Origin of the sequence: Evtepia gabavorous, assembly GCF_003425665.1 — a bacterium.
Classification (GTDB): domain Bacteria; phylum Bacillota; class Clostridia; order Oscillospirales; family Oscillospiraceae; genus Evtepia; species Evtepia gabavorous.
The window spans coordinates 1-10498 of sequence record NZ_QQRQ01000040.1; the positions used below are offsets into that span (position 1 = coordinate 1).

The following is a 10498-nucleotide window of genomic DNA, read 5'->3' on the forward strand; positions in this document are numbered from 1 at the left end:
CCCGGCGCCCTCCCCGCCGGCGTCTACGGCCCGGAGGAGATTCGCAGGGGGATTGTGGACCGCCTGCTGGGAGAGCGCATGGGCAAGCCCGGAGAGGTGCTCAATGGGTTTGTCTGGCGTTTTCTGTTCTCCCGGGAGATCATTCAAGGGCATAACATGGCCTTTGCCGGGGCGTATCTGGAGGACGAGCTCTTTCTGCTGGAGTATTTCTGTTATGCCCGGAAGCTGGCCATGGTGGACCAGCCGGTGTACCAATATCTGCAAAATCCCGTGTCCGTCACCCGGCGGTATCTGCCGGACTATATGCAGACCTTTCAGGGCTTTATGAAGGCCAAGGAGGACCTGGCCCAGCGCATGGGCCTGGGGGAAAATATGCCCCTCTGGCGGGAAAACTCCTACTGGTCGGGGCTGCTGATCGCCATTGGCAATGAGTTTGCCGCCAGCAACGCCGCCTCACTGGCGGAGAAACGCCGGAGAATCCGGGGCATCTGTCAGCTGCCGGCCATGGCCCGGGCCATTCAGGCCATTCAGCCCCAGGGCCTGGGCCGGAACAAACAGATTGTGGCTGACCTGGTCCGCCGGCGGCGGTTCTTTTTGCTCTCGCTGTTGTATGGGATGAAAAACCGAGGGTGATCCGATCAGTGAAGATGGGGGTAGGGGAGAAGCCCCCATGACTTTCTGGATTGCGGATTGACAAAGTATCTTCCTATGGTATCCTAAATTTAGGAGGGAGAACCCGCATCAGAAAGGAGCTATCCTATGAGAAAAACTTGGATTGGTCCCCTGTGCATGGTTGCTGCGGCTCTGTGTTGCGTGCTGCTGGGAGAGTGGGCCTCCCACCGTATTCTGGATGAGGGATCGCCGGTGTCTTTCCAGACATATCAAACCCAAACCCAGGCGGAATATCGGCATCTGGGGGAGGAGCCCATGGATTACTGGGAGACCTATACAGGTTTCTTTGACGATTTTCCATTTTACTGTACCGAAGAGATGCTGGAGGAGGAATTGCAGGCGATTCGTCAGTGGTCGGAGACAAAGATTTCTCCAGTATCCTACGAAGAGGCAAACGACGCCGTTGTGGCGGCCTTTGCCAAGTACGGTGTGGAAGGTGGACTATACCCACCGGAGGAAGGGCAGGCTTTTTTCTGCACCCCGGTGATTCTGGATAACACAGTCCGCTATATTGAGAGCGTGGCCCAGGCCCAACAGCAGAAAGAGACGGCAGGGGATGGCGTATATGTCAATCAATGATACCATGATGAAGGAAAGGAGTGATTGCCTGTGGAAGTGGTCCAGAGCAGCGTGCTCGGACGCCTGCTGCTCCCGGTGTGGCTCTGGCTGCGGGCGCGGTATGAATACAGTCTGCTGGCCAGGGTGCTCCGGGGGATTGCCCAGGCCTGGAGCCGGGCCTGCGCCGGAAGTGTCCTGATCCAATTTGTAACCCGGGAGGGCTGTCTGTCCAAGGCCTGGAAGGACAGCGGCCTGTGCCGGATTTTAACCTTCCTGCTCAGTATTCCCACCATCCTGTTGCAGAAGCTGTATGGCGCCTGCCGGGAGGCCTTTGAGAACAGTGTGGCCGCCCGGATCGTGTTCGCGGTGGTGGAGGAGACCCCCTTGGCGGTGGCCTGGCTGATGCTGGTGATCATGGTGATCCCGTTCAAATACTGGAACAACGCGTACAGCTTCGCCGGGTTTCTCCTCTGCTTCCTTTTGGCGGTGGCCTCGGGCATGCGGAAGCGGAACTTCCGGCTGGATCTGGCCTTTTTGGGGCCCTGGATTGTGGCCTTTGGGGCGATGATCCTGGTGGCCTGGCCCCTGTCGGCCTACCCCTCCCTGTCCACCCGCTTTCTGCTCTACTACGTGACGTGCATGCTCTGTGTGGTGGTCATTGTCAGTACGGTGGAGACCTGGCGGCATCTGACCCGGCTCATGGCCTTTTCCTCCCTGGCTCTCCTGGTGATGTCCCTGGCGGGGCTGTACCAGAGAATTCAGGGGGTGGAGGTCAACCCCTCCTACGTGGACATGAACCTGAACAAGGGGATGCCCGGCCGCGTCTGGAGCTTTTATGAAAACCCCAATACCTTTGCCGAGGTTTTGCTTCTGCTGATCCCCGTGGCCATCGCTTATATGCTGTGCAGCAAGGGCTGGCTGGGCCGTTTCCTGGGCTTTTTCAGTGCCGCTGTGGGCTGCGTGGCCATGGCCATGACCTATTCCCGGGCCAGCTGGGTGGGGCTGGCGTTCGCGGCGGTGGTCTTTGTGGTGCTGTGGAACCGGAAGCTCATCCCCTTCGGGATTCTGGCGGCCCTGGTGGTTCTGGCCATTTTGCCGGATACGGTATTCAACCGAATTCTCACAATATTTAATACCTCTGACACCTCCACCAACAGCCGCTTCCCCCTGTATCAGGCGGCGGGGGAGTTCCTGCAGCAGCGCCCCGTCTTGGGCGCCGGCCTGGGCTCTGACGCGGTGCGGCAGGCCATCGGAGATTTGAATCTCTTCCACGGGAAGGACCACTTCGTCCACTGCCATAATATCTATCTGCAGGTTTGGTGTGAGACGGGGCTGGTGGGTGTCATTTCCTTCGTGGGCGGCATTTTGTGGACCTTCAAGAAGGGCTGCCGGGCAGTGGCCCGGGCCACCTGTGACCCGGTGGTCCGTATGACCATCCTGGGCGGGGCCGCCGCGCTGATGGGAACCATGGTCTGCGGCCTGGCCGACTATATCTGGAACTATCCCCGGGTGATGCTCATTTTCTGGTTCGTCTGTGCCCTGACCCTGGCGGGCATCCGCCTGGCGGCCCGGCAGGATGGGGAGGAGACGAGCGCCCCTGTGTCTGAGTAAAAGGAGACCCCAGTGAAACTCAAAGATGTATGGAAGAAAAAGGAGGTGACCCTGTCTTTTGAGGCATTCCCGCCCAAAAAAGACAGTGATTTTGCCTCGGTGGCCTCAGCGGTGGAAAAGATTGCCCAGCTGAAGCCCGATTTTATGAGCGTGACCTATGGGGCGGGGGGCGGTACCTCCGCCTATACGGGAAAGATCGCCCAGATTGTCCAGGCCCAGGGGGTGACCGCCCTGGCCCACTTGACCTGTGTCTCCTCTGACCGGGACCGGATTCACCATGAGCTGGATGCCCTGTGCCAGGCGGGGATTGAGAATATCCTGGCCCTGCGGGGGGACTACCCCGAGGGCTATGATCCGTCGGCCCCCCGGGATTACCGCTATGCCCGGGACCTGGTGGAGGAGATTCGGGCCTATGGTGGGTTTTCCATCGGCGGGGCCTGCTATCCAGAGGGGCATGTGGAGTGCCCCAGTCAGAGGGAGGACCTGCGCCACTTGAAGGAAAAGGTGGACTGCGGGGTGGATTTTCTGGTGACCCAGATGTTTTTCGACAACAGCGCCCTGTACAGTTTTCTGTACCGGGCCCAGCAGGTGGGCATCACGGTGCCGGTGCTGGCGGGGATCATGCCGGTGACCAACGCGGCGCAGATGACCCGGATTCTCTCCCTGTCGGGGACCACCCTGCCCAACCGGTTCCGCATGATCCTGGATAAGTTCCGGGAACGACCGGATGCCATGAAGCAGGCGGGCATTGTCTATGCCGCCGAGCAGATGGTGGACCTGGTGGCCAATGGGGTCCGGGGGGTGCATGTCTACACCATGAACAAGCCGGATGTGGCGGCGGGCATTGCGGAAAACCTGTCGAAGGTGCTGGGCCGGACATGAGACTGGACCAGAGAGAGATTGCCCGCTACCTGGGGGCCGCCGGGAAGCCGCTGTGGCCGGAGGCGGCGGCCTGGGCCCGGGACTGCCAGCGGGAACTGGAAGGGACAGTGACCCCCCGTCTGCTGGGGAGGCGGCTGTCCCTTTCTCTGTTTGCCGGGGAGAGCCGGGATTTGGACTGGCACCTGCGCCACTGTACCCAGGGCGTTTTGTTCGCGGTGACGCTGGGGGCGGAGACCGACCGCCTGCTGCGCCGCTGGAGTGTCCAGTCCATGGCCAAGGCGGCGGTGGGCCAGGCGGTGTGCGCGGTGTGGCTGGATGACCTGTGCGCCGCCTACTGCGCCGGCCTGCTGCCCCAACTGGGGGCCGGGGAATTCCTGACACCCCCCTTCAGTCCGGGGTATGGGGACTGGAGCCTGGCGGCGCAGGACCGGGTTTTGGACCTGCTCCAGGCCCCCAAGCGGATCGGGCTGACCCTCACGGAAGGGGGAATGCTGGTGCCGGAGAAATCCATCACCGCCCTGGTGGGCATCAGTGACCGGCCGGAGGAGGCCTGCGGCCAAAAATGTATGCGATGCAATAAAACAGATTGTCCCTTCCGGTCCGCACCGGAGGGAGAGGAAGAAAGGGGCGTTGTCCTATGAAACCACTGCTCCAGGCGATGAAGGAGCGCCGCCTCTATCTGGACGGCGGCATGGGAAGTATGCTCCAGGCGGCGGGACTGCCGGAAGGGCTGCTTCCCGATGTGTGGGGGATGGAGAATCCCCAGGCGGTGCAGGGGGTCCACCGGGCCTACTTGGAAGCCGGCTGCCGCCTGATTACCACCAATACCTTTGGAACCAGCGCCCCCAAGCTGGCCCCCTATGGGGTGACCCCGGCCCAGGTGATGACCGCTGCCGTGGCCAACGTCCGGGCGGCCATGGACCAGGCGGGGGTGACGGACGGCTATGTCTGCGCAGATATCGGGCCCTCGGGGAAGCTGCTGCGGCCCTATGGGGACCTGGACTTTGAGGCGGCGGTGGGGCTGTTTGCCGAGACCGTCCGGGCCGCGGCCCAGGCCGGCGCGGACTGCATTCTCATTGAGACCATGAGTGACTTGTATGAGATGAAGGCGGCGGTCCTGGCGGCCAAGGAGAACTGTGACCTGCCCATTCTGGCCAGCCTGATTTTTGATGAGACGGGAAAACTCCTCACCGGCGGCTCCCCCCGGGCGGCGGTGGCGCTGCTGGAGGGGCTGGGTGTGGATGTCTTTGGTCTGAACTGCGGTCTGGGCCCCAAGGAGATGGCCCCTGTGTTTCAGGCCTTGTGGGAGGATACCTCCACCCCCCTGCTCCTCCAGCCCAACGCGGGCCTGCCGCGCAGCGAGGGGGGCAAAGCGGTGTACGATGTGAGCCCTGCCGACTATGCCCGGCAGATGCGCCCTCTGGCCCCCATGGCCACCCTTTTGGGGGGGTGCTGTGGGACCACCCCCGACCACCTGCGGGCGCTGATCCAGGCCACCCAGGACATTCCGCTGCCGGAGATTCCCCAGTGGGATACCCTGCTGATCTCCTCCTACTGTCAGGCGGTGGCCCTGGACGGCCGGGACCCGGTCATCATCGGGGAGCGGATCAATCCCACCGGAAAGAAAAAACTCCAAACCGCCCTGCGGGAGGGGGATATGGGGTATGTATTGGGGGAGGTCTTCCAGCAGGAGGAGGCCGGCGCCCACATTTTGGACGTCAATGTGGGCCTGCCCGGCCTGGATGAGCCGGCGGTGCTTACCCAGACGGTGGAGGCCATCCAGGAGGTGACGGGGCTGCCCCTGCAGCTGGACACCTCCAACCCCGCCGCCATGGAGGCCGCCCTGCGGCGGTACAATGGCAAACCCCTTGTGAATTCTGTCAACGGAAAGGAAGAGAGCCTGGAGACCATCCTTCCCCTGGTGAAGAAGTACGGCGGCGGCCTGGTCTGCCTGACACTGGATGACGAGGGCATTCCCGCCGACGCCCAAGGGCGGCTGGCCATTGCGGAAAAGATTGTCCGGCGGGCGGAGGCGATGGGGATTCCCCGGCGCGAGCTGCTGGTGGATGGCCTGACCATGCCGGTCAGCGCCGGAGGGGACAACGCCAAGGTTACCCTGGAAACCCTCCGCCGGGCCAAGGAGGAGCTGGGAGTCAAGACTGCCCTGGGGGTGTCCAATGTCTCCTTTGGCCTGCCCAAGCGGGAGCAGCTGAACCAGAGCTTCTTTACCATGGCTCTGGAACAGGGGCTGGATGGGGCCATCATCAACCCCAAAAGCGAGGCGATGATGGGGGCCTACCGTGCCTATCGGGCCCTGGCGGGGCTGGATGACCAATGCCAGGCCTACATGGAGGCCTTCCAGGGGGAGACCGCCAGTTCCCCGGCTCCCGTGTCGCAGGCCCATACCTTGGGGCTGCGCCAGTCGGTATGCAAGGGCCTCAAGGAAGGGGCTGCGGCCCAGGCCAAGGTTTTAGCGGAGAGCGGCCAGGCGGTTCTGGACATCATCAATGGGGAACTGGTGCCTGCCCTGGACGAGGTGGGCAAAGGGTTTGAGAAGGGAACTCTCTTCCTGCCCCAGCTTCTCATGAGCGCGGAAGCGGCCAAGGCGGCTTTTCAGGTGCTGAAGGAGTACCTCCCCGCTGGAGAGAACAGCGGAGCCCCCCAGATTCTCCTGGCCACCGTGAAGGGGGATATCCACGACATCGGCAAGAACATTGTGAAGGTTCTGCTGGAGAGCTACCGGTTCCGGGTGCTGGACCTGGGCAAGGATGTGGCACCGGAGGCCATTGTGGAGGCGGCCCGGACCAAGAAGATTCCCCTGGTGGGGCTGTCCGCGCTGATGACCACCACTGCCCCGGCCATGGCAGAGACCATCCGGCAGCTGCGGGCCGCGGATTTGCCCTGCAAGGTGGTGGTGGGCGGCGCCGTGATCACCCAGGACTATGCCGACACCATTGGGGCTGACTGCTATGCCGCTGACGCCATGGAGTCGGTCCACTATGCCCAGCAGATCCTGGGGACATAAGAGAGAGGAAGCATCCGAGAAAAGACAGGACGCCGCCGGTTTTCCGGCGGCGTCCTTTGTATACAAAGGTTGACAAAAGTAGTGTAGTGTGGTATATTTAGCGCATAAAGATAAAAATATATCACAAAATGAAACAGGAGGGCACGGAGAATGAAGGGACGAAGACGGTATCTATACGGAAGCTTGGGCCTGCTTTCCCTGTTGGGCTTTGTCGGCGTGTTGACCCAGGAGCGGGTTTTTTTGCTGTTTTTCGCCTTCGCGGTGGATTTCGGACACTGGTTTCGGAAAAATGACGAGATGGTGGAGGACTACATGAACCGGTCTGCCGCCTTGGCGTTTTACGTTGGTATGGCGGCTACGGGGATTCTGGGGACGGGAGCGGTGTTTCTCCAGGGGATGGATGGACATAGGGCGCTGCTGACAGGGCTGGCCGGCGGCTTTGCGGTGGCGGTGATCGTCCATGCGCTGGCGGAACTCTATTATACCGTCCGGGAAAGCTGGGGGCTGGTCCATGATCCAGAATAGGATAAAGGAGTACCGGGCCAGACACAACATGACCCAGGGAGAACTGGCGGACCTGGTGGGGGTCCGGCGGGAAACCATCGGCAACCTGGAGAAAGGGCGCTATAACCCCTCTCTGGTGCTGGCCTGGCGGATTGCGGCGGTGTTTCAGGTGACCATCGAGGAGATTTTTACAGTGGAGGCGTGAGGACTGCCAGGGGAAGCAGTGCCGTTCAAATAAAAACGTGTGTACCGGGGCGACTGCGGGTACACACGTTTTTTTGCACTGTACCGGGAAAGGGATTAGAAGGTATCCCAGTGAATTTTTTCCCGGGGCAGGTCCTCCAGGCTGTGGGGCTCCGGCTGAATGGCGGGAAAGCCCAGGGAGAGAATGGCCTCCAAGGTGTAGCGGGCCGGGACGGAGAGCAGCGCGCGGCAGAAGGCCTCTGTGGAGGTACCGTCCTCCGCCTGGCGCAGGCGGCCTTGAATCCAGCAGCTGCCCAACCCCAGGTGGTGGGCCATCAGGTGCATATTGCTCATGGCAATGGCACAGTCCTCGGTCCAGACGTCGGTTTTCTCCGGATCGGCAAAGACCAGAATGGCGGCCTTTGCCCCGGCCAGCATGGCTGCGGAACCCTGGCGGCAATGAGACAGGGCTTCCAGCGTTTTGGGATTCTGAACCACAACAAACTCCCAGGGCCGGCGGCCCCGGCTGGAGGGGGAGAGGAGCCCTGCGGCCAAAATGGTCTCCAGAGCCCTTTGAGGAATGGGGGATTCGGTGTACCGCCGGATGCTCCGGCGGGAGAGAAGCAGGTTGAGCAGGTCCATGGCAGAGCCTCCATTGACAGAGCGTTTCCAGCCTGACCAGCGGGCAGGCCGGGCCTGCCTGCATGATACCATACTGCGGCGCAGCCTGCAAGGGGAGTCCCCGTTCCACAGCGCGCCACGCTGGAGCAGTGTGGGCGGGCGGACAGGAATGTTTTCTCTGGAAAAGTATAAAATGGAAGGTAAAAAGTTCTATATGCAATATATGTTTGACTTTTTGTATTCTTATATTATACGCGGCGTGTTTCTGGGAAACCCTTTGGTGGATGATTCGCGGCGCGGCAGACGCTGGATGGCCCTGGCGGCCCTTGCGTTGAGCCTGGTGGTGGCTGCGGGAAACGGGCTCCAAAATTATGCCGACTACGGGGCCCAGTATACCGGCCTTTTAGACCCGCATTTCCTGGCAGCTGTGGCCATCAGCTTTCTCTCATCCTTGGTTTTGATCTCTGCTGCGCTGTTTCTGCTCTGCTGGTGCCATAGGAGAGGACAGCACAGACTGGAGCGGAACCTGGAGGAGAGGGAACCTTGAGAAAGGGAGCGCGTGAGGCGGAAAGCATGGGGAAAATGGCGTAAACAAGAGAAAAAGGGAGAGCCATTCTGGTTGGGATGGCGCTCCCTTTGCATATTCCGACGAATTATTTCATGGACCCGCTGCAATCTGCCGGCCGCTTGGGCCGGGAGGAAGCAGATTTTCCGTTGCAAAACCCGTGGGGAGTTGCTATAATAAAATGAATCATGCTATTTTATAAAGGAGGAGAGTACCTTGCGGCTGAAATCCTTGGAACTGCAAGGGTTCAAATCCTTTCCGGACAAAACCCTCCTCTCCTTTCCCCATCCCATCACGGCGATCGTGGGGCCCAACGGCAGCGGCAAGTCCAATTTGTCCGATGCCATCCGCTGGGTGCTGGGGGAGCAGTCCGCCCGGTCCCTGCGGGGAGGTAAGATGGAGGATGTGATCTTCGGCGGCGCCCAGGACCGCAGGCGTCAGGGCTTTGCCCAGGTGACCCTCACCTTGGAGCAGTGCCAGGACCTGCTGCCCGACGGTGGGCAGGAGGTGGCGGTGACCCGCCGGTACTATCGGTCCGGAGAAAGTGAATACGCCATCAATGGAACTGCTGTCCGCTTGCGGGATGTCAATGAACTTTTCATGGACACGGGGCTGGGCCAGGAGGGGTATGCCCTCATTGGGCAGGGAAAAATTGATGAGATTCTCTCGGCCAAAAGCACCCAGCGGCGGGAAATCTTCGAGGAGGCGGCGGGGATCTCCCATTGCCGCCACCAAAAGGAGGAGACCCAGCGCAAATTGGAGCGCACCCAGGAGAACCTGCTGCGGATTGGGGACAAACTGGAGGAATTGGAGCTCCAGCGCACCCCCCTGCAGGCCCAGGCGGAACAGGCCCAGACCTACTTGGCCCTGCGGGAGGAGCTGCGGGTGCTGGAAATCTCCCTTTGGATGGACCAGCTGGACCAGCAGCGTGCCAAGAGTGCGGCCCTGGAAAAGGATTTGGCCACGGCCCGGCAGGAGCTGGAGAGCTGCTCTGTCCAGGCCGATCAGCTCTATGCCAAGGGGGAGACCCTTTTGCAGCAGCTGCGGGACCAGCAGGCCCAGGCGGAAGCACTACGGGCCCAGTTCCAGGACAACGAAGCCCAGCTCCGGGACAACCGTCAGCGGGTGGAACTTCTCCGGGACCGGGTGCGGGCCAATGAAGCCGGGGCCCAGCGGACCCAGGCAGACCTGGCGCAGCAGCAGAGCCGCCGGCAGGCCCTGGAGGCCGACCTGGCCCGTCAGCAGGCCCAGCTGACCCAGCTGCGGGCGCAGGAGGACGCCCTGCAAACGCGGATGGAGGCGGTGCGGAAGGACTTGGAGGATACCCGGGAACAGCTTCGCCAGGCAGACTCGGCTTGGCAGGCGGCCCTTCGCCGGGACCGGGAGGAACTGGCAGAGTGCCGGCGCCGGGAACGGGAGGCGGAGGAGGCATGGATGGCCCTGCGGATGCAGGAGCACACCTTGGGCTCCCGGGCCAAGCTCCTGGAGGAGATGGCCCAGCACTATGAGGGCTATGGAAAAGGGGTCAAAACCGCCATGGAGGAGGTCCGCCGGGGGAATCTCCGGGGGGTCTTCGGCCCGGTGGGTGAGCTCTTTCGTGTCTCACCCCGGGATACCGTGGCCCTGGAGACTGCCTTGGGCGGGGCCATGCAGAACCTGCTGGTAGAGGATGAGCAGGCGGGCAAGGCGGTTCTCCGGCTGGTGAAACAGCGGGAGGGCGGCCGGGTCACCTGTCTGCCTCTGACCGCCCTCCGGCCCGCTGTCCTGCGGGAGGAGGGCCTTGAGAGGGAGCCGGGATATCTGGCGGTGGCAGCGGAACTGGTCTCCTGTGAGGAGGTCCTCCGACCGGCGGTGAACGCCCTGTTGGGGCGGACCGT

General features: G+C 61.9%; 10 protein-coding genes and 1 pseudogene. 10 read left to right on the forward strand and 1 reads right to left on the reverse strand.

From position 1 onward, the window contains the following. From DV520_RS12375 to DV520_RS11635, 8 genes and pseudogenes are all read left to right on the forward strand, one after another. Nucleotides 1-633 (forward strand): annotated as a pseudogene (locus tag DV520_RS12375) (glycosyltransferase family 2 protein); the annotation flags it as partial. Between the two features lie 126 nt (nucleotides 634-759). Continuing rightward, a complete protein-coding gene (locus tag DV520_RS11605) occupies nucleotides 760-1251 on the forward strand; it encodes a hypothetical protein (RefSeq protein WP_117142970.1) in 492 nt (163 codons plus the stop codon). Between the two features lie 30 nt (nucleotides 1252-1281). Further along, nucleotides 1282-2841, forward strand: a complete 1560-nt coding sequence (locus DV520_RS11610) for an O-antigen ligase family protein (protein ID WP_117142971.1) — start codon at nucleotides 1282-1284, stop codon at nucleotides 2839-2841. Nucleotides 2842-2853: 12 nt separating this feature from the next. Further along, nucleotides 2854-3723 carry a methylenetetrahydrofolate reductase gene (locus tag DV520_RS11615; RefSeq protein WP_117142972.1) on the forward strand — a complete coding sequence of 290 codons (870 nt, stop codon included), beginning with the start codon at nucleotides 2854-2856 and terminating at the stop codon, nucleotides 3721-3723. Beyond that, entirely contained in the window at nucleotides 3720-4364 is a 645-nt protein-coding gene (locus tag DV520_RS11620) for a hypothetical protein (RefSeq protein ID WP_117142973.1), read from the forward strand. The genes DV520_RS11615 and DV520_RS11620 overlap by 4 nt, the downstream gene beginning before the upstream one ends. After that, nucleotides 4361-6748 carry a homocysteine S-methyltransferase family protein gene (locus DV520_RS11625; protein ID WP_117142974.1) on the forward strand — a complete coding sequence of 796 codons (2388 nt, stop codon included), beginning with the start codon at nucleotides 4361-4363 and terminating at the stop codon, nucleotides 6746-6748. The genes DV520_RS11620 and DV520_RS11625 overlap by 4 nt, the downstream gene beginning before the upstream one ends. Nucleotides 6749-6898: 150 nt before the next feature. Continuing rightward, nucleotides 6899-7273 (forward strand): DUF3796 domain-containing protein, encoded by a 375-nt coding sequence (locus DV520_RS11630; protein ID WP_117142975.1) that lies wholly within the window; start codon nucleotides 6899-6901, stop codon nucleotides 7271-7273. Next, complete coding sequence (locus tag DV520_RS11635) at nucleotides 7260-7457, forward strand: helix-turn-helix transcriptional regulator (protein ID WP_021920757.1); 198 nt, start codon at nucleotides 7260-7262, stop codon at nucleotides 7455-7457. Before DV520_RS11630 ends, DV520_RS11635 begins: the two co-directional genes overlap by 14 nt. A 95-nt stretch (nucleotides 7458-7552) precedes the next feature. On the opposite strand, the gene DV520_RS11640 is transcribed toward DV520_RS11635, so the two are convergent. Then, complete coding sequence (locus DV520_RS11640) at nucleotides 7553-8077, reverse strand: nitroreductase family protein (RefSeq protein WP_021920756.1); 525 nt, start codon at nucleotides 8075-8077, stop codon at nucleotides 7553-7555. A gap of 202 nt (nucleotides 8078-8279) precedes the next feature. On the opposite strand from DV520_RS11640, the gene DV520_RS12200 reads away from it, so the two are divergent. Together DV520_RS12200 and DV520_RS11650 are read left to right on the forward strand one after the other, a co-directional pair. Continuing rightward, a complete protein-coding gene (locus DV520_RS12200) occupies nucleotides 8280-8603 on the forward strand; it encodes a DUF6773 family protein (RefSeq protein WP_333818508.1) in 324 nt (107 codons plus the stop codon). A gap of 234 nt (nucleotides 8604-8837) precedes the next feature. Next, the coding region (locus tag DV520_RS11650) for a chromosome segregation SMC family protein (protein ID WP_148881886.1) at nucleotides 8838-10498 on the forward strand (1661 nt) is incomplete at its 3' end.